This window comes from Mycolicibacterium gilvum, assembly GCF_900454025.1.
Lineage (GTDB): Bacteria > Actinomycetota > Actinomycetes > Mycobacteriales > Mycobacteriaceae > Mycobacterium > Mycobacterium gilvum.
This window is the reverse complement of sequence record NZ_UGQM01000001.1, coordinates 5,677,788-5,701,299: the sequence shown is the minus strand read 5'-3', so window position 1 is coordinate 5,701,299 and position 23,512 is coordinate 5,677,788. Positions and strand designations below refer to the sequence as shown.

The window sequence follows — 23,512 nt, the reverse complement described above, 5'->3', positions numbered from 1 at the left end:
CCATCATGCCAGGTCGCCCGAGGCGCTCCCGGCGGCCTCAGCCGGTGACCGACAGCGTCGCCGCGGCGGCCAGAGCGGCCGCCATCAACGCCACCTCGACATGGGCGCGCGACCGCGAGAGCACCGCCGAACTGCGGTGCGTGCGGGCCGCGGGCAACCAGATCCGGCGATTGCGCCAGGCCAGCACGACCAGGACGACGGTGAGGGCGATCTTCGCGGTCAGCACCCTCCCGTAACCGGTCGCGTAGAGATCCGCCGCAGACGTGAGCATCGCGACCCCGCCGACCACCCCGCCCGCCAGCAGCGCGGCGACACAGCCGAACGACAGCCGGGAGAACCGGGGCAGGATCCGGGCCCACTGGCCGCGATGGTCGACGGTGAGCACCACCGCGGCCAGCACACCGCACCACACGGCCGCGGCCAGCGCGTGCACGGCGATCGCGACGCCGCCGAACGGGCTGTCGGCGAGGTGCCCGGTCAACGGGTGCCCGACGATCCCCACCGCCGCCGCACCCGCCGACGCCACGACCGTCGGGACGGAACCGATCCGCAGGACGGCCAGCGCGCACACCAGCGCCGCGGCCAGGATCGTCAGCAGGCCCGCGCGGCCGGGCGCGGTCCGGGTGGCGAACTCGACGGCGGTGCGCAGCCCCAGGCTGGTCGCCCCGGTCCCGGCGGCGCCCGCGGCGGTGATCGTCAGTCGCACCACCTCGGCCACCACCCACGTCGCCGACGCGACCACGAGCGGCAGCCACGCCCGTCGGGAGAGTTCGGCGCGGTAGCGCGGACCGTCGAGCAGCGGGACGACGACCAGTCCGAGGGTGGCGACCGCGGCGGCGTCGGCGACCGCACGCATCACCGCGGGTCCGAGAGGGCTCGCCGGATACGCCAGGCCCCACGCCATGACGCACGCCGCGACGGTGACGAGCACACCGCCCGCCACCGCGCGACGGTGCGTCACGACCGGCGCCGTACCGCCCACAGCGCGCCGGCAGCCACGATCACCGTGACCGCCGCGACGAACGGCCAGGCCGGCACGCCGTCGGTTCCGTCGGCGCCGTCTGCTTCGGCCGGCACAGGGGCCGCCGTGGCCGGGGCCGGGCCGGCTGCGGTGAGCACCCGGAAGCTCCAGGAACCGGTCACGACGTGTCCGTCCGCGGAGGTCGCACGGTAGTTCACGGTGTACTCGCCGGCCGGACCGCCGGGCCGCAACGCGACACCGATCACCGTGCCGTCGACGGCGACGTCACCGTCGGACCACAGGGCCCCGTCGGGACCCACCACGGTCATGGCGGCGAACAGCGCCTGCATCGGTTCGTTGAAGGTCGCGGAGACCCGCGCGGGTGGTCGGGCCAGCTCGGCGTTCTCCGCGGGATCGCTGGCGACGCGGGTCGCGTGCGCCGATGCGGTTCCGGTCGGGACGAGCGTCGCGGAGAGGCCGAGCATCACCGCGACGAGGAGGAAGGCGTGCGTCGCACGCCGGAGTGCAGTCATTCGATTGTCTTCTCTTCGAGGGGTCGGGGGACGGGTCAGCGCGTGCTGACCGGCGGGCCCCGGTGCGACATCGAGGAGGCGAGAAGAAGCGTCGACAGCAGGGGATGGTCCGACGACCGCGCCACGGGCTGCCGGGACGGGGCGATCGGTGCGGCGCCGGCCGGTGCCGCCGACGGCACAACGCGCGAGAGCGCACGGGCCAGATGTTCGCCGATCCCGATGAGGGCGGCGCCGGCCACGACCGCGACGACGTGTGCGGTGACCATCGACCAGGCCGGCAGCGCGGCAGCCGCGTGCAGGTGGCCCGGCGCGGCGAGCACCGCGTGACCGGCGACCTGACCTGCGGCGAGCACCACCGCGAGAATCCTGACGTCACCGCCGCGGGACGCGGAGGCGAGCACCGCACCCACGGTCACCGCGACGACGCCCAGCGCGACGACGTCCACGCCGAACGGCAGCCCGCCCCCGCCGACGCTGTGCGCGGCCACCGTCAGCGCGGCTGTCAGCAGCCCCGCCGCCGTACCGCGCACTCGCGCAGGGGCCGTGGACAACGGGTCAGACCACGCCCAGGCGGGCCATCAGGTCGGCGTCGATTCCGTCGAGTTGCTCGGTGATCGCCGAATGCGCGGCCCGGCGGCGGGCAGACGGCATGTTCTCGGCGGCGGCGACCGCGGCGGCCAGATCGCTGAGCCGGTCGGTGATCGCGCGGACGAACTGTGCGGTTTCTTGATCCTTGGCCCGCTTCTCGGCCAGCAGTCGCAGCGACTGTTCGGCACCGGCGATGCGGGCCGACAGCTGGGCGCCGTGCCCGGAGAACTGGCCGAGCTGGCTCAGCGGGACGCCGAGCTGATCGGCGCGACGCTCGTCGATCACGCCGCGCGCCGCGATCGACGCCCGGTACACGAGCGGGACCGCGACAGGCGCCAGCAGGCGCGCGATCGTCAGGAACCGCCGAATTTTGCCGGGGGAGAACAGCTTTCCCTCGCGGACCGTCTTCAGCTCGGTCTCGGCGATGCGCAGGGCGTTGCGGTCGCTGTCCCGTTGCGCCCGCAGCTGGGCTTTGAGCGCCCGGTTGCGGGCCTTCTGCTCCGCCTTGAACCTGCGAACCTCGTTCTTGGCCGACAGTCGGGCTTCGAGCTTCGCCTTGGCCTTGATCGCGCGGGCTTCCGCCTTGCGGGTCGCGCGGGATTTGCGTCGCTTGAACAGACCCATCCCAGCGGCCTCCCAGGTCTCGTCGGCACATTCCGCCGGGGATGCGGCGGACACGAAGTCCAACACTATCGTCCCGTTGTACAGCAAACATCACCAGCCGTTTGTGCGAGAATCGCAGCACAGTGCGGGCAGGCGGCGGCACGTCGTCGGAGGGTGGTGACGACGTGGGTTCGCGTGCGCGGAGCACGGCAGCGACCTGCCTGGTCGTCTCCGGCCTGCTGCTCGGCGGCGGAACCGCGCAGGCCGACCCGGCAGAGTCGTCCGGCGACGACAGCGTGGCAGCGACCGCGCCCGCGAGCTCCCGTCCGGACCGACCGGCACGACCCCCGGATGCCGGACGCCCGAGCAGGATTGAGCGCGCCGCATCGGGCAACTCCGAGGACGTGGCCGCCGACCGTGACCCCGAACCCGCCCGCCGTACCCCGAGGAAGCCCGACGCCGGCGAACGGCCGCTCGAGCGTCCCGACTCCCCACTCCCCGGGCCGTGCTGCGACGAACCGGCGTGGGAGTGCCCGCCGTCGGTGTCCAGCCAGGACAGGGACCGGCCCGTCGGCATGCCGCCGACGATCCCCGCGCCCGCGCTCGGCCCCCAGCGCTCCGACGTGCTCGACGTCGTGCCCGGCATCAGCGTCGGGAGCGCCGACGCCGAAGAGCTGCCGATCAATGCGCCGATCGTGATCGCCGGCCCGGCGGGGTTCGGCCCCGCCGCGGTGGCGCCCGGTGGCGCCGGACCGGCGTCGGCGGCGCTGCCTCCCGCATCTGCGGCCGCACCGGCGTCGCCGGCCGCACCCGCGGCGCCCGGCCGGTCGATGCCTGCCTCCGCCGGTGACAGGGTCACGATCCCGGCCTCGGCCAGCCGCGCCGGCTACGGGGAGTATCTGCGCGGCGCCGGCGTCTCGCAGATCGCGGCCCTGGCGCTGCCGGGACTGGCCGGGATTCTGCTCCTCACCGGTGCCGGCGGTCTTCTCGGCTACCGGCAGGCCAAGGCAGCACAGGGGGTGCGGACCACGGGGATCGCGCGATTCATGAACTGACACCGAACCGTCCACCCGGACAGGGTCGGCGGCGCATAGTGGATGACATCGAGAGGGGGAAGAATGCCTGCGAGCCGCAGCGTGACACGTGCGGTCAGTGAAGTACTCGACCTTGCTCCGCGTCAGGGAGAGGTCTCCCTGCCAAGGCTGGTCGAGGCCGTCAGCGAGAGCCGGGGCAGACCGATCGAACTGACGACCGCCGAGTTGCCGCCGGGTGTGTGCGGCCAGTGGCGGCAGTACACCGATCGGGACGTGTTCCTGATCCAGCAGGGACTGCCGGCCTGGGACCGCACGCTCGCCCACGAACTCGGCCATCTCGTTCTCGGCCACGAGGGGATTCCCGTCGTGCAGGCCGCGATCGAGAGCACCGAGCTCGCGAGCTCGGATCTGATCGGCTACATGCTCAACCAGCGCACCGGTTGCATGGGACCCAGCGGTGAGGACGCCGAACAGGAGGCCGAGGACTTCGCCGCCCTGCTCATCTACCGGCTGGGACGGCTGCCGTCCGATCGTTCGTCGATCGTGCAGGTCCGCCTCGGAGAGGCATTTGGTTGATCGTCTGGGTGATCGCCGGTCTTCTCGGATTGGCCACCGGCTTGCGGATCGGCTGGGCGCTGGTCAACAAGCAGTCGCTCGTGAGCACCGCGATGATCCTGGCGCTGGGCAGCCTCGGCGTCGTCGCCGCGCTGAACTGGGAGCCGCTGACCCTGCTGATCGACACCATGCTGCGCTGGCCCAACATCTCGATGGGGCTGAGCCAGGTCGCGCTCATCGCGTGTGCCGCGGGCAGCGCGGTGATGATCACGACCGTCGCGTCGAGCCGCACCCCTGCCACGGCGAAGAAACTGGCCTTCATCCAGTACGGCGTCGCCGCGGTGATCGCCGCGGTCAGCCTCGGGATCTTCCTGGCGGCCGAGCAGCAGCCGGAGATGTCGCCGGAGGAGTACCTCAGGCGCAACCTCAGCGGCGGCGGCAACATGCTGCCGTGGCTGCTCCCGCTGCTCTACGTGCTGGTCGCGTTGAGCCTGGTCGCCGCGGCGGGTCTGCGGCACTCCAATCGGACCCGCCGCGGCCGGGCACTGTTCGTGTTCACGATCGGCATCGTGCTCATCGTGCTCGCGCTGGCGTTCTTCCTGCTGCGCGCGGTCGGCACGTCCGGACTGGTCGGCGTCGGCGCCGCGGCCACACTGCTCGGGTGCGCGATGCTGATCGTCGCGGCCGGGTCGCTGCTGCCGAGCCTGGAGGACTGGGTCGGCGCCCGGCGGGAGCTCCGCACGATTGCGCCGCTGTTGGAGGAATTGGGACGCCGCCATCCTGACGTCGGTATCGGCGTGCGCCCGCGGGGGCCGCTGGTGTTCCGCGTCGCCGAGCGGATGTCCCTGATCTCCGATGCGCTGTTCCTGGAGGCCACTGCCGCCGACGGGGCACTGCGTCCCGTCGACTCCACCGGCGCCGAGGTGGCGGATCTCGACGATCTCGTCGAGCGCGCCGAGTTGGAGGCACCCGACGTGGCGCCGTCCGAGCAGGCCCGCGCGGTCGCCGCGTGGATCTGGGACGGCCGTGAGAAGTTCCCGGGGATCGCCTGGCTGCGTCAGCCCGCCCGCTATTCGGATCGAGAGTGGATTCTCGAGATCGCCCGCCAATACCGCGAGCTCAGCACCGGTTTCTCCGCCGGCGACTGAACCCCTGTTGCCCGCTACCTCGCCGGCATTCGTTCCGGGCTAATCGTCCAGGTTCTCGCGACGGCGGAGTTCGTCGACCTTCTGGACGATGTCCTGCTTGGCCTCCGCGGACAGCCCGACCGTGCGCGCCGCAATCCGGCGAACGCCCTCGTCACGCATCCCGGCGAGCAGCGTGAGCTCCTTGTCGAGCTTCTCGTAGTACTCGTCGTCGGTGAAGTACGCGGGCTTGATGCGGAAGAAGTTGGCAAGCGCCGCCATCGTTGCCACGGACGGGTTGGTTCGGTTGCCGGAACGCAGCTGCGACAGGTACGGCGCGGACATGGTCACCCCCTCCGCCTTCAGTGCTGCGATCACCTCAGCGGAGGTATGAGGCCCACGTCCGGGCGGGTAGACGGTGTCGAACAGGCGATTGAGGCGAGCGGCAAACGTGTTGCTCATCGTTGTGACCTCCACATACTGGCGAGCGGGTTTTCAGGGCGGCGTATTTGCTGATCATCGTAGCGACAGTTGTGGCCACAACCAAGTGCAAACGGCGTCAAGTTCAGTTGGGTTACCTGTCAGGCCCGCCGCTGCTCGTGTGAACGGCGTTCTCGAACTCGCCTGACACCGCGACGTCACCGTGCGGCTAAGCAAATACTAACGGCAGTGCAGTAACGGTGACCGCGCTTCTTTGGGACCCGTCGTCACACCAGTCCCCCCACATGCCCCCGGCAACGTCCGACTCTTTGCTTCCGCAAGGCTCTGAGGCTTTGCTGGAGGGTATATGGCCCGGTACGGGCGGTGCCGGGGCCGCCACGCTCCGCACCTCGTGAGAGTGCAAACTCGAGCAAGCACACCGGGACGATCAGCTAACGAAAGTGTCAGTAGCCAGTGGCACGGCGACGGTGCGAGGCTCAGGCGGCGAGCAGCATCGCCAGGATCGCGGTGTCGGGGTGGCTGATCGGGTCGACACCGACCCGGCTCACCATCGAGGTCACCGTGCCGTCGGATTCGGCCTCCACCCACGCCGCCCGGTGCTCGAGCCCGAGATGCGGCAGGCCGGGCAGCAGCACGCACCCGGAGGCCGCGCCGGTGCACTCCGGCAGCGACGGGGTCGTCTCCGACGGCGGGTGCAGCATCATCAGCGCCGGCGGCTGGCGATCGGCGAAATGCCCCGGCGGAACCGCTGATTCGCCCACCACGGTGCCCTCGGCGAGCACCAGGCCGACGGTTCCCGGCTCCGGCTGCTCCGGCAGTTCCTCACGGACCCCGAAGATGGTCGTGGTGGACAGCAGGCCCGGAAGCGACGCGACCCGCACCGCCGCCATGAGCAGTTGCGCCCACTCCTTGGTGGAATCGGGCCAGCGCCCGGACACCACGAAGCCCTTCAGTGAGCCACGGGAATGGAACGGGGCGATCTCGATCGCGCGGCCGGACCCGAAATCCACTTCGCCTCCCGGTGTCCAAAGGGTATTGCCCGACACAGCCGTGGGTCGATTCGCCCAGAATGCGTCAGAGACCCGTTGGCACGCAATAGGACACGATTGCCAGCAGGTAACAAAACGACACCCGGCCCGGTCGCGGGGACCGGGCCGGGTGGGCGCTGTACGAGGTGCGGGAGTGCGTCAGGACGGCGGGTAGACGCCCATCTGCTTGCCCTTGTCGGTCTGCCAGAAGATGTCGGCGATCTCGTCGATGATCTTGAGGACGTTCTCGGCCACCGCGGGATCGAGCGACTTCTTGACGTCGCCGGCTCCCTTGACGCCCTGCCAGAACAGCTGGTGCAGGTTCGGGAACTGCTCGAAGTGCTCGGGGGTGAAGAAGTCGGCCCACAGCACGGTCAGGTGGTGCTTGACCTCTTCGGCCTGGCGCTCCTTGATGATGATCGCCCGCGTCTTGAAGTGCTCGTCGTCGGACTCGTGGTACTTCTTGATCGTCTTGAGGCAGGACATCGCTTCGATCTTGGCCTGCGCGGGATCGTAGACACCGCAGAACAGGTCGCAGTGTGCGTGGGCGGGGGTCGCTTCGGAAAAGACGGAGTTGAAGAGTCGATGCAGCATGTGCCTTAACTTACCCTTACGTCGTGGGCGAAAACCATGGGCCGTCCCGCCTGCGGGCCTGGGGACCGTTGCGCCGATTCGTGGTCGTCGAGGACTCGATGCGCCCCACCCTGGAGCCGGGTGACGGTCTGATCGCGCTGCGGGGCGGACGGCCGAAAGAAGGCCAGCTGCGGGTGTTTCCGGACCCGACGCTCGCGACGCGCTTTCTGGTCAAGCGGGTCGGGCGGGTGCGTCGATCTTCTTGCGGCGCAACGTTCGAGGCGCTGTCGGACAATGCCCGGGCGCCGGGCGTCGTCGACTCGAGACAGTTCGGTTGGGTGCCGGCGGCGCGTTCGTACCGGGTGATCTGGACGGTGCCGGGAGCCCGGAAGTGACGGGACCCGGGAAAGGACGACGACCCGGTAAAGGGCGACTCAGTACAGGATGATCAGGGCCAGCACCCCGAGCAGGACGAGCGCGATGAGTCCCGCGCGAAGGCAGGCCATCAGCTGACTGCGGGTGTAAACCCGCGAAGACTGCCACTCCGAGGGCGGAAATGCCGACCCGGAGCCCATCGGAGACGACGACATCAGATGCTCCTCACCTGCACGCTCGAATACCTCCCCGTCTCGAGCAACCACTCAGAGGTTCCAGTGAGTTCGATCACAGCAACCCCCATGTGACGCCGATCATAACGCGTGTTGTTCGCTGCGGCGAAATCGGGAGGAAACGTGACCACCGGCGTCCGAAGTGCTTAGTGCAGCGAGGTATTTCGCTCACCGCGGACCGGACGCTGTTGATCGTCGCGGAGATGCGGGGGTCGGTTATCCACAGTCGGCACCCCCGACCTCGCCCTGGCCTGTGGATGAACCTGTGGAAACTGTGGATAGTTCGTCGCGACCGGGTTATTGCTGCTGGTGTGCAACGCCTGAGCCGTGTCAGCATGAGGCATGGATGACCCCGACGTGCCGCAGGCGGCGATCAGCGACGTTCCGTCGACATTCGGTGACGGCGTCGTACTCCTGGACGTCCGTGAAGACGACGAATGGCAGCGCGGCCACGCGCCCCAGGCCCGCCACATCCCGATGGGCGACGTCCCCGCCCGCCTCGCCGAACTGGACGCCGACGCCGAGTTGTACGTCGTCTGTCACGTGGGAGGCCGGTCGCAGCGCGTCGCGCAGTACCTCGCCCGGAACGGATTCCGTCCCGTCAACGTGACCGGCGGCATGCTCGCCTGGGCGGGCGCCGGCCGCCCGGTGGTGACCGACGCCGGAAACGTCGGAACGGTCTGACCTACGCTGGTCCGATGATCCAGGTGTGTTCCCAGTGCGGGACCCGATGGAACGTGCGGGACCGGCAACGGGTGTGGTGCCCGCGTTGCCGCGGCACGCTCCTCGCGCCGTCGGGTCCTGCCCCGGCACAGGGCTGGGGTCAGCGGCCCGCGGCGCGGCCGCCCGCCGGCTACCGGTGGGTCGCGGTGCGGCCCGGCGCGCCCCCGCGGCCCAGACGCGTCCGACGGGAACTCGGGCCGACGCCGCGGTACCAGAGCATCCCCCGCTGGGGTCTGGTCGAACACTTCGACGCTCCCGCCGAACAGACCGCGGAACGCACGGGGCCCTCGGCGAACGCCGTGCGCGCGCTGCTGCTCGTCACGATGGCGGCGCTGGGGGCGGCGGCCTTCGTCCACGTCGTGCGCTACATCCTGCTGATCGTCAACCGCACGGTCCTGCTCCCGCCGTGGCTCGCCGCGGCAGCGACCTGGGGTGGAGTGGCGGTCAGCGTCGTCGCGGTGTTCACCGTCGTGGCCAGCGCCCTGATGCTGACGAACTGGCTGATCGCGCGCCGCGCCGCGGCGTATGCCCACCGTGGGCACCAGGACCCCCGATCGGCCGCGTCGCTGCGGCTCGGCTGCCTGGTACCGGTGGCCAACCTTCTGTGGGCGCCGGTCTATGTCATCGAACTCGCCGACACCGAGGCCCGGCTGAGGTGGCTGCACCGCTCGATCCTGCTGTGGTGGGTCGTCTGGGTCGTCAGCACCGCGGTGTCGATCTTCTCGATCGCGACCAGTTTCACCACCGACCCGCAGGGGATCGCCGACAACACCGTCGTCACGATCGTGGCGTACCTGTTCGGTCTCGCCGCGCTGGTGCTGGTCCAGCGGGTGTTCGACGGATTCGAACAGCAGCCGGTGTCCCGGCCGTCGCACCGCTGGGTGGTCGTCGGCGCTCCGCAGGACGGCGAAGTCGACGACACGCAACCCGCGCGTGCAGTTGAGACAGACGGGCAGAACCCGGCAGCATAGCGATATGAGCTCCGGCGCGACGTTGGGTGGCCATCCCTTCGTGGTCGCCCACCGGGGTGCCTCCGCCGATCGGCCGGAGCACACCCTCGCGGCCTACCAGCTCGCCCTCGAGGAAGGCGCCGACGCCGTCGAGTGCGATGTGCGGCTGACCAGAGACGGTCATCTCGTCTGCGTCCACGACCGACGGCTCGACCGGACGTCGTCGGGAACCGGGCTGGTCAGCGACATGACGTTGGCGCAGCTTCGTGAGCTCGACTTCGGCGCCTGGCATCCGAGCCGGCGTGACGACGTCAGCGGGGGCGACACCGGGCTGCTCACCCTCGACGACCTCGTCTCGCTGGTGATGGACTGGAACCGGCCGGTGAAGATGTTCATCGAGACCAAGCATCCGGTGCGCTACGGCGGCCTGGTCGAGAGCAAGGTGCTGGCCCTGCTGCACCGCTACGGCATCGCCTCGCCGGCGTCGGCGGACATGGCGCGCGCGGTCGTGATGTCGTTCTCCGCAGGTGCGGTGTGGCGCATCCGGCGTGCGGCCCCGATGCTGCCGACCGTTCTGTTGGGCGAGACGTCGCGCTACCTGGGCGGCGGCGCGGCCACCACGGTCGGAGCCACCGCCGTCGGCCCGTCGATCGCGACGCTGCGCGAGCACCCCGAACTCGTCGACCGCGCCGCCGCGCAGGGGCGGGCGCTGTACTGCTGGACCGTCGACCACTACGAGGACGTCCAGTACTGCGCAGACCTCGGCGTGGCCTGGATAGCGACCAACCATCCCGGCCGCACGAAGGCCTGGTTGCAGAACGGTCTGACCGGAGCGGGCCGGGACTAGAGAGTCCCGCCCGCGGCCGCGGGAGCCGCCGGATCCGCCGCGGATGCCGAGATCTCCCGCGCGACGAAATCTTCCAGGTGGAAGAGGTCCGCCCCGGCGCGCTCGGCGATACGCACCAGCGTCGTCATCGTGGCGACCTCCTCGACCTGCTCCTTGAGGAACCACTGCATGAACTGCTCGCCGAGATAGTCGCCCTCGTCGCGGGCGGTGGCCGCGAGCCGGCTGATCTGCTCGGTGACGGAACGCTCCAGGTCCAGGGCCAGGCCGAGGGCGTCGCGCGCGGTGTCGAAGGTATTGCGCACGGGGTCGATCGCGGGGATCTCGGCGTGGACGTCGCGGTCGAGCAGGTAGCGCACGAGCATCATCGCGTGATTGCGCTCTTCGACCGACTGGCGGTAGAAGAGCGTGGCCAGCTGCGGAAGGTCGGCGCCGTCGAAGTACACCGCGATGGCGAGGTACTGCTGCGAGGCTCCGAGTTCGCTACGGACCTGGTCGTTGAGCAGGCTGTGAAACTTGGTGTCCAGGCTGTCGGAGTACGTGGAGAACGGCGTCGCGGTCATGCGGCCACGATATGCCAGCTCAGACCGGGTTGTCACCGAAGGTGGACCTTACCGAGGGAAGCTTAACCTTAGTTCGACTAGATAATGTGACCGACACAACAGAATTTGCTGGCTACCTATTGCCGGCTTCCAGGACATCGGCGGGTACAGGGGAGTCCGAGGCCAGCGCCGCGAACAACCGCTGCGCGGTTTCGCTGTCCCAGACCACGATCGAGCCGGCGCTGTTTTCGGTGAACTCCCCGATCGGCACGGTGACGGTGGTGACGTCGCCGCGCAGCGCCCAGCCCAGCCGGGCGAGGTCCCAGACGTGGTCGCCGTCGTCGACGGCCACGGTGTCGGCGGCCGCGGAGGCGAGCGGATACCAGCGCAGCGGGTTGAGCAGCACCGCCGGGCTGGACGCCCGTTCGATGAGCGCGGACATGAACTGCCGCTGGTTGGCCATCCGGTCGAGGTCCGCGCGCGCGGTCGCGCGGGACCGGACGTAGCCCAGCGCGTTGCGGCCGTCGAGTTCCTGACAGCCGGCGGGCAGGTCGATGCCCGCGAGGGGATCGTTGATCGGTTCGGCCGGGCAGACCGTGACGCCGCCGACCGCGTCGACCATGCCGGCGAATCCGCCGAAACCGACCTCGGCGTAGTGATCGATGCGGAGCCCGGTGGCCTGCTCCACGGTCTGGGCCAGCAGCGGCGGTCCCCCGAGGGAGAACGCGGCGTTGATCTTGTCGCTGCCGTACTCGGGGATGGGGACGTAGGAGTCGCGCGGTATCGACACCATGGTCGCCGGCGTGCTCGATCCGATGCCCGGCAGATGGACGAGCAGGATCGTGTCGGTGCGGCTGGCGCCGAGATCGCCGCCGGTGGTCAGTTCGGCCTGCTGTTCGGGCGTCAGTCCCTCCCGGCCGTCGGAGCCGACCAGCAGCCAGGTCGTGCCCGCGCCCGCGGGCGGGCGGCCGGCGTAGTCGGCGAGCGCGGGAAGCCGCGACAGCGACGAGTCGATCCACGCGCCGACGGCCACCCCGGCGACGGCGATCAGCAGCAGACACGCCAGCGCGATCCGGAACCACCGCCGGACACGACGTGGCTTGCGGGGGGCGGCGGCGACCGGTGCGGGCGGTCGGGGTGCGGGCGGTCGGGGTGGAGGGGGCCGGGGTGCCGGCGGACGGGGTGGAGGGGGCCGGCGCGGTGGGGGAGGTGGCGGGACGGCGCGCGCCCGGTGCGGCGGCGGAATCGGTCTGCGCGCCGGAGTGGGCGGATTCGGCGGCCACGGGGGGCGCCGGTTCGGGTCGCGCCGGATCACCTGGGGCGGCTCGCGTCGCTCCGGGAACGGCGGCCGCTCGTGGGTCACAGTGAGAATGTACGTGCTAGAGCAGCCAACCGAGCCGACCTGCCAGCAGCGAGTACCCCACGAAGGCCACGACGTCGATCAGCGTGTGGGCGACGATGAGCGGCCACAGCCTGCCGGTGCGCTGCCAGACGTAGCCGAACACCAGCCCCATCGCGATGTTGCCCAGCCCCGCGCCGAAGCCCTGGTACAGGTGGTAGACACCACGCAGCAGCGACGAGATCACCAGGGCCGTCCAGGGATTGACCTTGAGCTGGCGCAGCCGGGTGAGCAGGAACCCGACGACGACGATCTCTTCGGCCCACCCGTTGCCGAATGCGAGCAGGAGCAGGACCGGGATGCGCCACCAGGTGTCGTTCAGTTCGGCGGGTTCGACGGACGCGTTCGCGCCGATGAGCCGGGCCAGTTGATAGAGCGCCAGCCCGGGAATGCCGATCAGCATCGCGAGCCCGACGCCGCCGAGGATGTCCTGGCGCCACCGGATCCGGGCCAGCCCGATGCGCGCTGGCCCGTCCCCGCTGCGCCACAGCAGGTAGATCGCCAGCGCACCCCAGGCCACCAGTTGGAGCAGGCTCGCAAGGTTGCGGCCCAGGTCGATCAGGTCGAACGGGGAGCGGCTCGGGTTGAGCGCGACGGTCCGATCGGCCAGGCCGAGCAGCACGCCCTCGGTCAGGCTCAGCAGCGCGGTGTAGGCGCTCAGGCCGAAGGTGACCGCCAGGACGACGGCGATCTCGAGGCGAAGCGCGCGGCGTTGCGCCTCGGTCAGGTCGTCGTCGTCGTGTCTGTGCACGGTCGCGTTCACCGCAGTCACGGTAGCGGCGCGGCGACCAGGGTGCGCTAGACGCCCCGCGCGCGCAGGCCGTTGAGGAACGGGCAGCCCATCAGCACCCGGATGGCCCTGCTCAGGCTCGTCACGTCGTCGACGGGCTTGCCGAACGGCAACCGCACGTCGTGGTCGCCGTCGGCGCCCTCCACCCGCAGCTGTACGCCGTAGCGGTCCAGCGCCAGGGGGCGCACCCGTCCCTGCCGCAGCGATGCGGGCAGTCGTGCGGCGAGCCGGTCGACGACGTCGCGATGGGCGGACTCCATGTGCTGCAGCCAGCAGGATTCCATGGCGCAGAACGGATCCGGGCGGGCGCCGAGCAGTTCGCCGAGCGCGACGGACTCCGCGCCGGTGGAGTCGGCGACGACCACCGACTCGATCTCCAGACGCATCAGGGCGTGGGGGGTTTCCTCCGGGCCGGGGTTGACTTGCAGCAGAGCAGGATTCGGGTCCGCCGCGGCGATCAGGTCGAGCAGGGCGGGCACCTCCGCGGTCGGGACGTCGCGCAGCACGCCCTGGATCCAGACCAGCGAGCGCACGGGTTCGCGCAGAGGCAGCGGTGCGTAGTCGGTCATCTCCAGGACGGCCTGGATTCCGGCATTGCCCGCGGAGACGACCGAGGCCGCCAGTGGACCGTCGACGGGCACGGTGATCGCGACCGAACCGTCGCCGAGCAGATGGTGGACGGAGGTCGTCGAGGGATCGAGACCCTCGACCGCGATCATCGCGCCTCCGGGGCGCACGCACGCGCTACGGATGCGCTCGGCCGTCGTGGGAGCCGCAGTCGGTGCCGGAGATGCCATCACGCCGCCTTTCGTTGGTAAGGTGAGCCTAACTTAACTACGGCATCACGACGGCGCAACCCCTTCCCGCTGCGGAACGGGATTACCGGGCCAGCGGATAGGGTGGAACGGTGCCCGGCATCGCCTACCTCGGCCCCGAGGGAACGTTCACCGAGGCGGCCCTGCGCGCGCTCGACGCGCAGGGACTGATCCCGGCGACTCAGTCCGGCGCCGGCTCCGTCACCCCCCTCGCCACCGACAGCACACCCGCGGCGCTGGCCGCCGTGCGCGCCGGCGATGCGGACTTCGCCTGCGTGCCGATCGAGAACTCCATCGACGGCCCGGTGATCCCGACCCTCGACAGCCTCGCCGACGGGGTGCCGCTGCAGATCTACGCCGAGCTCACCCTCGACGTGTCCTTCACGATCGCCGTCCGCCCGGGCGTCACCGCCGCGGACGTCCGTACCGTCGCGGCCTTCCCGGTCGCCGCCGCGCAGGTGAAGCGGTGGCTGTCAGAGAACCTGCCGAATGCCGAACTGGTGCCGTCGAATTCGAACGCCGCCGCCGCGCGCGACGTCGCGGACGGCAGGGCCGAGGCCGCCGTCAGCACCGCGCTGGCCACCGAGCGGTACGGGCTGGACACGCTCGCCGCGGGGATCGTCGACGAGCCGAACGCACGCACCCGGTTCGTCCTGGTCGGCTGTCCGGGGCCACCGCCGAAGCGCACGGGTTCGGACCGGACGTCGGTGGTCCTGCGACTGGACAACGTGCCGGGTGCGCTGGTGACGGCGATGAACGAGCTCGCGATCCGCGGGATCGACCTCACCGGCATCGAATCACGGCCCACCCGAACGGAATTGGGCACCTACCGGTTCTATCTCGATTTCGTCGGCCACATCGACGACGACGCGGTCGCCGAAGCCCTGCGGGCGCTGCACCGCCGCTGCGCGGACGTGCGCTACCTCGGTTCGTGGCCGACCGGTGAGACGGGCGGCGCCGCGCCACCTCCCCTGGACGAGGCGACGGCATGGCTGCAGCGGCTCCGGGAGGGCAGGCCGTGACCGGACGCCTGGTGCTCGTGCGACACGGGCAGTCGCACGCCAACGTGGAACGGCGCCTCGACACCCGGCCGCCCGGCGCCGAGTTGACCGACCTGGGCCGTGATCAGGCGCGGACGTTCGCGCGGACGCTGGCCCGGCCGGCGGCGATCGTCACCCACTCGATCGCGACGCGGGCGGTGCAGACGGCCGGCCACATCGCCGCGGAGTTCGGCGGCGCGCTGAGCGCCGGCGCCATGGCATTCGAGGGACTCCACGAGGTTCAGGTGGGGGAGTTGGAGGACCGCACCGACGAGGCCGCCCACGACGAGTTCAACGCCGTCTATCGGCGCTGGCACGGTGGGGAACTCGACGTCGCGCTGCCCGGTGGCGAGACCGCTCAGCAGGTGCTGGACCGGTACGTGCCGGTGCTGGATCAGCTGCGGATGCGCTACCTCGACGACGAGACGTGGCACGGCGACATCGTCGTGGTCAGCCACGGCGCCGCGATCAGGCTCGTCTCGGCCTTACTGGCCGGTGTCGACAGCCGGTTCGCCGTCGACCACCACCTCGCCAACACCGAATCGGTGGTGCTGGCGCCGATCACCGACGGACGCTGGAGCTGTGTGCAGTGGGGCAAGCTGACCCCGCCGTTCGTCGGCGACGCGCCGGTCACCACGACCGCAGGCGATGCGCCGCGGTCAGCCGACCCGATGGGTTGACCGCGACGCGACGTCCTCGCAGAGGCATCCGGTCGCGCTGCAGTCGATGTGCAGGTCGTGGTCGGCGGCAGAGACGAAGCAGTCGTCCTCGGTGCACTCCGGGCGGTGGAACGGGTGGTGGATCAGCGCGCCATGGCAGTGCTCCAGCCCGAGACGGCAGGCGCGGCACTGTTCGGTCATGTGCCGTTCATAGCACCCGGGTGTGACGGATCGGGGTTGCCGCGCGGCGTTCAGCCCCACCCGAGTTCGTGCAGGCGCTCGTCGTCGATGCCGAAGTGGTGGGCGATCTCGTGGATGACGGTGACGGCGACCTCGTCGACGACCTCCTGCTCGTCCCCGCACATGTCGAGCAGCGCCTCGCGGTAGATGGTGATGGTGTCCGGCAGCGACCCGGCGTACCAGGAGTCCCGTTCGGTCAGCGCGACGCCCTCGTAGAGGCCCAGCAGGTCGGGCTCCTCCTCATGGCGGTCCGCGACCAGGATCACGACGTTGTCGATCGCCTTGGCCAGCCCTGCCGGGATCAGGTCCAGGGCGTCACCGACCAACTCCTCGAACCGGTGCGGGCTCATCCGCACGGGCACGCGGCTACACCCCCGGTGGAGGCGGAGGTCCGGGCGGCAGCGGCTCGGCCGGGGGCCCGGCCACGGGAGCGGGCGGCGGCGGGGGCGGCGGCAGAAGCAGGGGGCCCGGTGGCGGCAGCTGGTCGGCGGGCGGCGCGGCCGGGGGCGGCGGCGCCGGATTGACCGGCGGCTGCTCGGTCGGCGCGGGCGCAGGGGCTTGCGGCCCGTGGACCGTCTGGTCCTCGCTCTGGCTGCTGCCCGACGACGAGTCCGAGGATCCCGACGAGTCCGAGGACCCCGACGAGTCCGAGGACCCCGACGAGCTGGAGGACCCCGACGAACTCGACGAGCTGGAGCTGCCCGACGACGAGTCGGGCACCGGGATGGGCGGCAGCGACAGCCGTTCCTCCGGGATGTCCGGCGGCGGGACGGGCGGCTGTCCGTTGATCATCAGCGGACCCTTGGCGCTGTTGAGCAGCGTCGACCAGCCGCCGTTGCCGAGGGTCGCCCCGATGCTGCACGACACCTGGCGGCTGCCCGCGGCCCAGCTCGGCAACGACACCGTGCTGTACACCAGCGTCAGCGTCGTCTCTCGCAGCTCGATCGGCGCCAGGTAGGCGTCGGTCATCTTCGTGCACTCGTCCTTGATGAACGTGTCCTGCTCGGGCTCCGGGGGCAGCGCGGCCGGGAACTTCGCGGCCAGGTTGACCGCGCCGGTCACCTCCATCGCGTGCGGGGCGGCGCAGTCGACGGGGATGTCGGTCGGCTGGTTGGTCGCCGGGTCGATGCCCAGACACGTGCCGACCGGCCAGACCTTGGACTGGTCGACGTCGGCGACCCGTCCGGTGAACGCGAGCTGCTGGTTGTTCGGGCCGGGCAGCTGCAGTCCGCACAGCATCCTGCGCTCGCCGGACTGGCGCCAGGCCTTGTCGCCGGACCACAGCATGCTGACGCTGAACCGGCTGTTGGGGTCGAACCGCGCGCCCAGGTAGCGCTTCACCGCCGCCGAGCACTGCTCCTGGCTGATCTGCTGGATCCGGGCCGCTGACGGCGGCGCCGCGTCGGGTCCGTACTCGCTTCCGGGGAAGGTGCCCATGTCCACCGACTCGGCGACCTCGAACCGGTGCTCACCGGCGCAGTCGACGATCTCGGCGGCGTCGGGCGTGCGGTCCGGCCAGGTGAGGCAGTCACCGCTCTTGGCGTGGTCGAAGGTGTCGTTGCCGCGCGGTCCGAGGGAGATGGAGTTCGCGGTCAGTCCGCCGGTCGGGTCGGTGTCGGGGAGCGCGGTGATCACGCCGGCGATCAGCAGCCCGCCGAGCGCGGTCAGCAGCAGAGCGCGCCGTGTCGACGCAGCGTGCAGGCTCCTCCACCAGGAACCGGATGACTCAGACATCCGCACCATTGTGACAGGCGTGTCGGGTGCTGTGCCGGTACCTCAGCGAATGTGCAGGCAGGGCGGCCGACCCCGTAGGGTTGGCCCGGTGATCGACCCGAAGGTGCTGCGAGAAAACCCCGACGCCGTCCGCGCATCACAACAGGCCAGGGGCGAGGATCCCGGTCTGGTCGACGCGCTCGCCGAGGCCGACTCCGCCCGGCGTGCCGCGATCTCGGCCGCCGACAATCTGCGCGCGGAACAGAAGTCGGCCAGCAAGGCGATCGGCAAGGCGTCGCCCGACGAACGGCCCGCGCTGCTGGCCGCCGCGAAGGAGCTCTCCGAGAAGGTCAAGGCCGCCGAGGCCGACCAGGCGGCCGCCGAGGCCGCCTACACCGCGGCGCACATGGCGATCTCGAACGTGATCATCGACGGGGTGCCCGCCGGCGGTGAGGACGATTTCGTGGTGCTCGACACCGTCGGTGAACCACGGGTCATCCCCGACGCCAAGGACCATCTCGAGCTCGGCGAGGCACTGGGGTTGATCGACATGGAGCGCGGGGCCAAGGTGTCGGGGTCGCGCTTCTACTTCCTCACCGGGTTCGGCGCGCTGCTGCAGCTCGGTCTGTTCCAGCTGGCGGTGCGCACCGCCACCGAGAACGGCTTCACACTGATGATCCCGCCGGTGCTGGTCCGGCCGGAGATCATGCGCGGCACCGGGTTCCTGGGCGCACACGCCGACGAGATCTACCACCTCGCCGAGGACGATCTGTATCTGGTCGGGACGTCGGAGGTGCCGCTGGCCGGCTACCACTCCGACGAGATCCTCGACCTGTCGGGTGGCCCGCTGAGGTACGCCGGCTGGTCGTCGTGCTTCCGGCGCGAGGCGGGTAGCTACGGCAAGGACACCCGCGGCATCATCCGGGTGCACCAGTTCGACAAGGTCGAGGGCTTCGTCTACTGCCGGCCCGAAGAGGCCGAGGCCGAGCACGATCGACTGCTCGGCTGGCAGCGTCAGTTGCTGGCGGCCATCGAGGTGCCCTACCGGGTGATCGACATCGCCGCGGGGGATCTGGGGTCGTCGGCGGCACGCAAGTACGACTGCGAGGCGTGGGTGCCGACGCAGCAGACCTACCGCGAGCTGACCTCGACGTCGAACTGCACCACGTTCCAGGCGCGGCGGCTGGCCGTGCGCTACCGCGATGAGAACGGCAGGCCCCAGACCGCGGCGACGCTGAACGGGACGCTGGCCACCACGCGCTGGCTGGTCGCGATCCTGGAGAACCATCAGCAGCCCGACGGCAGCGTGCGGATCCCCGAGGCGCTGGTGCCCCACGTCGGCACGGACGTGCTCAGACCCAAGAAGTAGTCAGCGGCGCGCCGACAAAAAGTCTTCGAGCAGTTCCAGAAACTCCGCGGGCCGCGCCGGTGTGCACGCCGGGTGCGGCGAGGTGCCGACGTCGAGGGTCACCAGGGTCGACTTCGTCGGCCGGTGGATGTCGAGCGGCAGCCAGCGGCGCAGATCCGAACTGCCCCACAGCCGGAACCGCTGGACGAACAGTCCGAGCGGCGACGATTCGTAGCTGCGGATGTCGCGCAGCGGGATGATCTTCGAGGTGCCCGACGGAAAGTGGTAGCGACGCAACGTCAGTGCCTCCTGATCCAGCTGGATCAGGCCGTCGTCGTAGTAGCGGTCGTCGTTCCGCGAAGTCTGGGTCATCGCCTCAACCCAGCTTCGTCGAGCGCAACTCGTGGCCCTTGGTGGTCAGGCAGCGGCCGTTGGTCAGGTTCCACTGCCAGCCGTGCAGGTTGCAGGTCAACGTGGTGCCCTCGATGACCCCGAACTTGGACAGGTCGGCCTTCAGGTGCGGGCACCGTCGCTGAATCTCCCAGCCCTCCAGCGTGATCGACGCGGTGTCGTCGTGGGCCTCGGCGAACCAGCCGTCGGCGTAGGCGATGCGCTCGTCGGTGAGGCATTTGAAGAAGGTGTAGAGGTATTCGTTGTAGCCGCCGACCCGCCAGGCCCTGAACCGGGTGGACAGGAAGATGGTGTTCACCCAGTCGGGTTCTCCGTCGCGCAGCACGGTGCGCACCAGTTCGGGCGCGATGGCGAAGCCGTAGCGGAACTTCTCATCGGGAATCGCTTCCCGCACAGCACGTTTGGGGAAGTCCAGCACCACGACTTCTTGACGGTCGCCGTCCCCGAGCCGCAGTTCGACCGGGTATCCGATGCCGTCGCAGATCTGGTCGGACTGCAGCATGATCGGCTCGAAGAGCTCGCGCAGCGGCTCGAGCAGGGGCTCGCCCTCGGCAGGTGCCCACGACGCCTTCTCGGCGGCGAGCACGGGAGCCATCCGCTCGGCGAAGTCGGCGATGTAGTCCGCCTTGCCCGTGGTGAAGATCGCCATCACGTCGTCGTCGGGAATCGGATGCTTCAGCGAAAGCAGTTGGGAGCCGGTGAAATCCGCGGTCGACCCGGGGATCATCAGCAGTCCGCCGTCGTGTCCGTGGCTGCGCATCTGGTCGAGGAACACGACCTGGTCGGGGAAGATGTTCGCCGGGTCGCCGTGGTCGTCGTTCAGATCCCGCAACTCGGGGTCGAGGAAGCAGGGCGGACCGGCTGACGGGATCACCCACGTCGCACCGACCTGCGCGATGTACTGCCGGCAGCGGTCCATCTGGCGCTGCCGCTTCTGGGTGCCGAACGCTTGCTTGGCGCGGGCGGGCATGTCGTAGACCATCGGGTACCAGATCGCGCCCGAGTACTGCAGCATGTGGACGTCGATCTGGCCGAAGTCGGCGTGCACCATGTCCAGATCGACCGGCCTGGCGTCGTTCATGTTGAACGCGGTCGTGACACCGTCCGACACCACCAGGCCGGAGTCGCCGATCGGGCCGTCGGCCGGGGCGCGCAGCGCGATGATCATCACATCGAGGTCGCCCTTCGGTCCGCTGACGCGGTGCTTGACCGAGTCGGTGGTCTCGAAGAACGTGTGGAAACCCAGCTTCTCCAGTTCGCGGCGCAGGTCGGGCACCGGGAAGTCCGGCAGCAGCACGACCGCATCCTTGTTGACGTGCTCGGCGAGGTTCTTCGGGTCGAAGTGGTCCTTGTGCAGGTGCGACACGTAGAGGTAGTCCACGGCGCCGAGTGCAGACCAATCGAGGCCGGTGTTGTCGGGGAACGGGAACCACGACGCGAAGTAGGCGGGGTTGACCCACGGGTCGCACAGAATGCTGCCGGCCTTGGTGTCGATGCGGAAGCCGGCATGGCCGACGCTCGTGACCTGCACAGATGTCCCTTCCGGGCCCGCTGCGGTGACTGCGGACCCGCAGAGCAGTTTAGCGGGACGGGGCAGCGCTGCAGGGCGCGCGCGGCGGCGCACTACGCTTGCGCCTGTGGAACCGGTATACGGCACCGCGATCCAGCTGGCCCGGCTGGTCTGGCGGATTCAGGGCCTGAAGTTCACCGTGACGGGGATCGAGAATCTGCCTCGCACCGGCGGGGCCGTCATCGCGATCAACCACACCAGCTACTTCGACTTCACGTTCGCCGGGCTGCCCGCCTACCGGCAGCACCTGGGCCGCAAGGTCCGGTTCATGGCGAAGAAGGAAGTCTTCGACAACAAGATCAGCGGCCCGCTGATGCGGGGTATGAAGCACATCCCGGTCGACCGGGACAGCGGGGCGGCGTCGTTCGACGAAGCCTGCCGCCGGCTGGCCGCCGGCGAGTTCGTCGGCGTCTATCCGGAGGCGACGATCAGCCGGAGCTTCGAGATCAAGGAGTTCAAATCCGGCGCCGCACGGATGGCGATCGCGGCGAACGTGCCGATCGTGCCGCACATCGTGTGGGGTGCGCAGCGGATCTGGACCAAGGGCCATCCGAAGAACATGAAGCGGCCCAAGGTGCCGATCCACATCGCGGTGGGCACGCCGATCGAGCCGACGCTGCCCGCCGCCGAGCTCACCACCCTGCTGCACTCGCGGATGCAGCACCTGCTCGCGCAGGTGCAGGACGCCTACGGACCCCACCCGCCCGGCGAGTTCTGGGTGCCGCACCGGATGGGTGGCGGCGCGCCGACGCTGGCGGAGGCCAACCGGATGGACGCGGAGGAGGCGGCGCAGAAAGCCGCCCGACGTTCCGCGACACCGGGGATCGACACCGGGAACGCCGAGGCACCGGATTAAGTCCGATGGAGCCGGTCTTCCGCACACTGGAGATCACGGCCGAGGCCCTCGTGCGCGCCACCGGTACCGAGATCACCTTCCGGGGGCTGGAGAACCTGCCGGCCACCGGCGGCGCGGTGATCGCGATCAACCACACCGGGTATGTCGACTTCCTACCGGCGGCGCTGGCGGCCAAGCGGCGGGGCCGGCGCATGCGGTTCATGATCAAGGCGGAGATGCAGGACGTGCCGGTCCTCGGGTGGCTGATCGAGCACACCGGCACCATCCCGGTGGACCGGCAGGCGGGTGCGGGCGCGTACGCCGCCGCGGTGCAGTCTCTGCTGCGGGGCGAGATCGTCGGGGTGTATCCCGAGGCGACGATCAGCCGCAGCTTCGAGCTCAAGGAGTTCAAGTCCGGTGCGGTGCGCATGGCCGTCGAGGCCCGGGTGCCGATCGTGCCGCTGATCGTGTGGGGAGCCCATCGCGTGTGGACCAAGGATCACCCGAGAGCGCTGGGCCGCAGGAGGTTTCCGGTCACGGTATCGGTCGGGGCGCCGCTGGAACCGGCGGCGGCCGCAGCTGATGCCGGCGCGGTGCTGCGTGCGGAGATGACCAGGTTGCTGCACGAGGTGCAGGACGATTACGGGCAACCGCCGGGAGCGTTCTGGCTACCCCGCCGCCTCGGCGGCGGTGCGCCGACGCCCGAGGAGGCACGACGGATGGAGGAAGCGGAGTTGGCGGAGCGGGCACGCAGACGGAACGGGCGCCGATGACGCCGTTGATGATCGCCACCGACGTGGACGGCACCCTGCTCGACAACGACGAGAACGTCACGGCCAGAACACGGTCCGCCGTGCGGGCGGCGGTCGATGCCGGAGTGCGGTTCGTGCTGGCCACCGGACGGCCACCCCGTTGGGTCGGGCCCGTCGTCGATCAGTTGGGTTTCGCGCCGATGGCGGTGTGCGCCAACGGCGCCGTGATCTACGACCCGTCCACGGACCGGATCGTCTCGGCGCGCACCCTCTCGACCGACGTGCTCGCGATGCTGGCCGAGATCGCGACGCGGACGATCCCCGGCGCGGGGCTGGCCGTGGAACGTGTCGGCAGCAGCGCCCACGACGCGGCCACGCCGCAGTTCGTCAGCTCGCCGGGATACGAGCACGCCTGGCTGAACCCGGACAACACCGAGGTCTCGATCGAGGATCTGCTCAGCGCTCCCGCGGTCAAACTCCTGGTGCGCAAGGCCGGTGCCCGCAGCGCCGACATGGCCGAGGTCCTCGCCCAGCACATCGGCACCGAGGGCGACATCACGTACTCGACGAACAACGGGCTGATCGAGATCATGCCGTTGGGCATCAGCAAGGCCACCGGGATCGAGGAGCTGGCCCGCCCGCTGGGGGTGGACGCCGCCGACATCGTGACTTTCGGTGACATGCCCAACGACGTCCCGATGCTCGGCTGGGCCGGATTGGGTGTGGCGATGGGCAACGCGCATCCCGACGCGCTCGCCGCCGCCGACGAGGTGACGGGCACCAACGCCGAGGACGGGGTCGCCCGCGTCCTGGAACGGTGGTGGCGGTAAGCG

30 protein-coding genes are annotated in these 23,512 nt (G+C 70.2%); 13 read left to right on the top strand and 17 right to left on the bottom strand.

Annotated elements, in window-relative coordinates; all coding sequences use genetic code 11:
• Nucleotides 1-37: 37 nt before the first annotated feature.
• Genes DYE23_RS26850 through DYE23_RS26835 form a run of 4 tightly spaced genes read right to left on the bottom strand, consistent with a single transcriptional unit; the run spans nt 38 to nt 2,706 of the window.
• The gene (locus tag DYE23_RS26850) at nt 38-961 is read right to left on the bottom strand and encodes a CopD family protein (RefSeq protein WP_115329119.1); all 924 of its coding nucleotides are present in this window, start codon (nt 959-961) and stop codon (nt 38-40) included.
• On the bottom strand, nt 958-1,494 hold the full coding sequence (locus DYE23_RS26845) for a copper resistance CopC family protein (RefSeq protein ID WP_011892026.1): 537 nt from the start codon (nt 1,492-1,494) through the stop codon (nt 958-960). Before DYE23_RS26845 ends, DYE23_RS26850 begins: the two co-directional genes overlap by 4 nt.
• 35 nt (nt 1,495-1,529) lie before the next feature.
• Nucleotides 1,530-2,024 carry a hypothetical protein gene (locus DYE23_RS26840; protein ID WP_011892027.1) on the bottom strand — a complete coding sequence of 165 codons (495 nt, stop codon included), beginning with the start codon at nt 2,022-2,024 and terminating at the stop codon, nt 1,530-1,532.
• A 25-nt stretch (nt 2,025-2,049) separates the two neighbouring features.
• Nucleotides 2,050-2,706 (bottom strand): DUF6474 family protein, encoded by a 657-nt coding sequence (locus DYE23_RS26835; RefSeq protein ID WP_013473074.1) that lies wholly within the window; start codon nt 2,704-2,706, stop codon nt 2,050-2,052.
• A 164-nt stretch (nt 2,707-2,870) separates the two neighbouring features.
• Here DYE23_RS26835 and DYE23_RS26830 point away from each other — a divergent pair, with 164 nt between their 5' ends.
• The 3 genes from DYE23_RS26830 to DYE23_RS26820 all read left to right on the top strand — a co-directional run bounded on the left by DYE23_RS26830 (nt 2,871) and on the right by DYE23_RS26820 (nt 5,422).
• Nucleotides 2,871-3,740 (top strand): hypothetical protein, encoded by an 870-nt coding sequence (locus DYE23_RS26830; RefSeq protein ID WP_115329118.1) that lies wholly within the window; start codon nt 2,871-2,873, stop codon nt 3,738-3,740.
• 63 nt (nt 3,741-3,803) lie between these two features.
• The gene (locus DYE23_RS26825) at nt 3,804-4,295 is read left to right on the top strand and encodes an ImmA/IrrE family metallo-endopeptidase (protein WP_011892030.1); all 492 of its coding nucleotides are present in this window, start codon (nt 3,804-3,806) and stop codon (nt 4,293-4,295) included.
• The gene (locus DYE23_RS26820) at nt 4,292-5,422 is read left to right on the top strand and encodes a hypothetical protein (protein ID WP_115328615.1); all 1,131 of its coding nucleotides are present in this window, start codon (nt 4,292-4,294) and stop codon (nt 5,420-5,422) included. Before DYE23_RS26825 ends, DYE23_RS26820 begins: the two co-directional genes overlap by 4 nt.
• Nucleotides 5,423-5,461: 39 nt before the next feature.
• On the opposite strand, the gene DYE23_RS26815 is transcribed toward DYE23_RS26820, so the two are convergent.
• From DYE23_RS26815 to sodN, 3 genes are all read right to left on the bottom strand, one after another.
• The gene (locus DYE23_RS26815) at nt 5,462-5,860 is read right to left on the bottom strand and encodes a helix-turn-helix domain-containing protein (RefSeq protein ID WP_011782790.1); all 399 of its coding nucleotides are present in this window, start codon (nt 5,858-5,860) and stop codon (nt 5,462-5,464) included.
• A gap of 455 nt (nt 5,861-6,315) precedes the next feature.
• Nucleotides 6,316-6,849 (bottom strand): hypothetical protein, encoded by a 534-nt coding sequence (locus DYE23_RS26810; protein WP_011892032.1) that lies wholly within the window; start codon nt 6,847-6,849, stop codon nt 6,316-6,318.
• A gap of 177 nt (nt 6,850-7,026) precedes the next feature.
• A complete protein-coding gene (gene sodN / locus DYE23_RS26805) occupies nt 7,027-7,461 on the bottom strand; it encodes a superoxide dismutase, Ni (protein ID WP_011892033.1) in 435 nt (144 codons plus the stop codon).
• Between the two features lie 98 nt (nt 7,462-7,559).
• Between sodN and DYE23_RS26800 the strand changes: the two genes are divergently transcribed.
• Entirely contained in the window at nt 7,560-7,835 is a 276-nt protein-coding gene (locus DYE23_RS26800; protein WP_172527951.1) for a S26 family signal peptidase, read from the top strand.
• A gap of 39 nt (nt 7,836-7,874) precedes the next feature.
• Here DYE23_RS26800 and DYE23_RS30960 read toward each other — a convergent pair whose 3' ends face one another.
• On the bottom strand, nt 7,875-8,030 hold the full coding sequence (locus tag DYE23_RS30960; RefSeq protein WP_172527848.1) for a hypothetical protein: 156 nt from the start codon (nt 8,028-8,030) through the stop codon (nt 7,875-7,877).
• Between the two features lie 360 nt (nt 8,031-8,390).
• On the opposite strand from DYE23_RS30960, the gene DYE23_RS26790 reads away from it, so the two are divergent.
• The 3 genes from DYE23_RS26790 to DYE23_RS26780 are packed head-to-tail and all read left to right on the top strand — an operon-like array spanning nt 8,391 to nt 10,568.
• The gene (locus tag DYE23_RS26790; protein WP_011892036.1) at nt 8,391-8,732 is read left to right on the top strand and encodes a rhodanese-like domain-containing protein; all 342 of its coding nucleotides are present in this window, start codon (nt 8,391-8,393) and stop codon (nt 8,730-8,732) included.
• A 14-nt stretch (nt 8,733-8,746) separates the two neighbouring features.
• Nucleotides 8,747-9,742, top strand: a complete 996-nt coding sequence (locus tag DYE23_RS26785) for a DUF4328 domain-containing protein (RefSeq protein ID WP_115328614.1) — start codon at nt 8,747-8,749, stop codon at nt 9,740-9,742.
• A 4-nt stretch (nt 9,743-9,746) separates the two neighbouring features.
• The gene (locus DYE23_RS26780) at nt 9,747-10,568 is read left to right on the top strand and encodes a glycerophosphodiester phosphodiesterase (RefSeq protein ID WP_011892038.1); all 822 of its coding nucleotides are present in this window, start codon (nt 9,747-9,749) and stop codon (nt 10,566-10,568) included.
• Here the strand turns inward: DYE23_RS26780 and DYE23_RS26775 are convergent.
• The 4 genes from DYE23_RS26775 to DYE23_RS26755 form a co-directional block, all read right to left on the bottom strand.
• Nucleotides 10,565-11,128, bottom strand: coding sequence for a ferritin (locus DYE23_RS26775; protein WP_099962097.1), 564 nt, complete (start codon nt 11,126-11,128; stop codon nt 10,565-10,567). The two genes, DYE23_RS26780 and DYE23_RS26775, sit on opposite strands and share 4 nt — an antisense overlap.
• Before the next feature lie 112 nt (nt 11,129-11,240).
• Nucleotides 11,241-12,470, bottom strand: coding sequence for an LCP family protein (locus tag DYE23_RS26770; protein WP_172527847.1), 1,230 nt, complete (start codon nt 12,468-12,470; stop codon nt 11,241-11,243).
• A 16-nt stretch (nt 12,471-12,486) separates the two neighbouring features.
• Nucleotides 12,487-13,278, bottom strand: a complete 792-nt coding sequence (locus DYE23_RS26760) for a CPBP family intramembrane glutamic endopeptidase (protein ID WP_013473068.1) — start codon at nt 13,276-13,278, stop codon at nt 12,487-12,489.
• A gap of 26 nt (nt 13,279-13,304) precedes the next feature.
• Complete coding sequence (locus DYE23_RS26755) at nt 13,305-14,093, bottom strand: DUF2470 domain-containing protein (protein WP_013473067.1); 789 nt, start codon at nt 14,091-14,093, stop codon at nt 13,305-13,307.
• Nucleotides 14,094-14,203: 110 nt separating this feature from the next.
• Between DYE23_RS26755 and pheA the strand changes: the two genes are divergently transcribed.
• Together pheA and DYE23_RS26745 are read left to right on the top strand one after the other, a co-directional pair.
• A complete protein-coding gene (gene pheA / locus DYE23_RS26750; protein WP_099962096.1) occupies nt 14,204-15,133 on the top strand; it encodes a prephenate dehydratase in 930 nt (309 codons plus the stop codon).
• On the top strand, nt 15,130-15,831 hold the full coding sequence (locus DYE23_RS26745) for a histidine phosphatase family protein (RefSeq protein WP_011892044.1): 702 nt from the start codon (nt 15,130-15,132) through the stop codon (nt 15,829-15,831). The genes pheA and DYE23_RS26745 overlap by 4 nt, the downstream gene beginning before the upstream one ends.
• Here DYE23_RS26745 and DYE23_RS26740 read toward each other — a convergent pair.
• From DYE23_RS26740 to DYE23_RS26730, 3 genes are read right to left on the bottom strand one after another with little or no spacing between them, the layout of a single operon-like run.
• Nucleotides 15,811-16,011, bottom strand: a complete 201-nt coding sequence (locus tag DYE23_RS26740; protein ID WP_013473065.1) for a hypothetical protein — start codon at nt 16,009-16,011, stop codon at nt 15,811-15,813. The genes DYE23_RS26745 and DYE23_RS26740 overlap by 21 nt on opposite strands.
• Nucleotides 16,012-16,061: 50 nt before the next feature.
• Complete coding sequence (locus tag DYE23_RS26735) at nt 16,062-16,412, bottom strand: metallopeptidase family protein (RefSeq protein ID WP_011892046.1); 351 nt, start codon at nt 16,410-16,412, stop codon at nt 16,062-16,064.
• 4 nt (nt 16,413-16,416) lie between these two features.
• Nucleotides 16,417-17,793, bottom strand: a complete 1,377-nt coding sequence (locus DYE23_RS26730; protein WP_115328613.1) for a septum formation family protein — start codon at nt 17,791-17,793, stop codon at nt 16,417-16,419.
• Between the two features lie 79 nt (nt 17,794-17,872).
• Between DYE23_RS26730 and serS the strand changes: the two genes are divergently transcribed.
• Nucleotides 17,873-19,132 carry a serine--tRNA ligase gene (serS, locus tag DYE23_RS26725; protein ID WP_013473062.1) on the top strand — a complete coding sequence of 420 codons (1,260 nt, stop codon included), beginning with the start codon at nt 17,873-17,875 and terminating at the stop codon, nt 19,130-19,132.
• On the opposite strand, the gene DYE23_RS26720 is transcribed toward serS, so the two are convergent.
• Both DYE23_RS26720 and DYE23_RS26715 read right to left on the bottom strand, forming a co-directional pair.
• On the bottom strand, nt 19,133-19,483 hold the full coding sequence (locus DYE23_RS26720) for a hypothetical protein (RefSeq protein ID WP_011892049.1): 351 nt from the start codon (nt 19,481-19,483) through the stop codon (nt 19,133-19,135). It abuts the gene before it with no gap.
• Between the two features lie 4 nt (nt 19,484-19,487).
• Nucleotides 19,488-21,053 carry a Rieske 2Fe-2S domain-containing protein gene (locus tag DYE23_RS26715; protein ID WP_115328612.1) on the bottom strand — a complete coding sequence of 522 codons (1,566 nt, stop codon included), beginning with the start codon at nt 21,051-21,053 and terminating at the stop codon, nt 19,488-19,490.
• A gap of 106 nt (nt 21,054-21,159) precedes the next feature.
• Between DYE23_RS26715 and DYE23_RS26710 the strand changes: the two genes are divergently transcribed.
• From DYE23_RS26710 to DYE23_RS26700, 3 genes are read left to right on the top strand one after another with little or no spacing between them, the layout of a single operon-like run.
• Nucleotides 21,160-21,948 carry a lysophospholipid acyltransferase family protein gene (locus tag DYE23_RS26710; RefSeq protein WP_011892051.1) on the top strand — a complete coding sequence of 263 codons (789 nt, stop codon included), beginning with the start codon at nt 21,160-21,162 and terminating at the stop codon, nt 21,946-21,948.
• Nucleotides 21,949-21,953: 5 nt separating this feature from the next.
• Complete coding sequence (locus tag DYE23_RS26705; RefSeq protein ID WP_011892052.1) at nt 21,954-22,700, top strand: lysophospholipid acyltransferase family protein; 747 nt, start codon at nt 21,954-21,956, stop codon at nt 22,698-22,700.
• On the top strand, nt 22,697-23,509 hold the full coding sequence (locus DYE23_RS26700) for a Cof-type HAD-IIB family hydrolase (RefSeq protein WP_011892053.1): 813 nt from the start codon (nt 22,697-22,699) through the stop codon (nt 23,507-23,509). The genes DYE23_RS26705 and DYE23_RS26700 overlap by 4 nt, the downstream gene beginning before the upstream one ends.
• Nucleotides 23,510-23,512 lie beyond the last annotated feature (3 nt).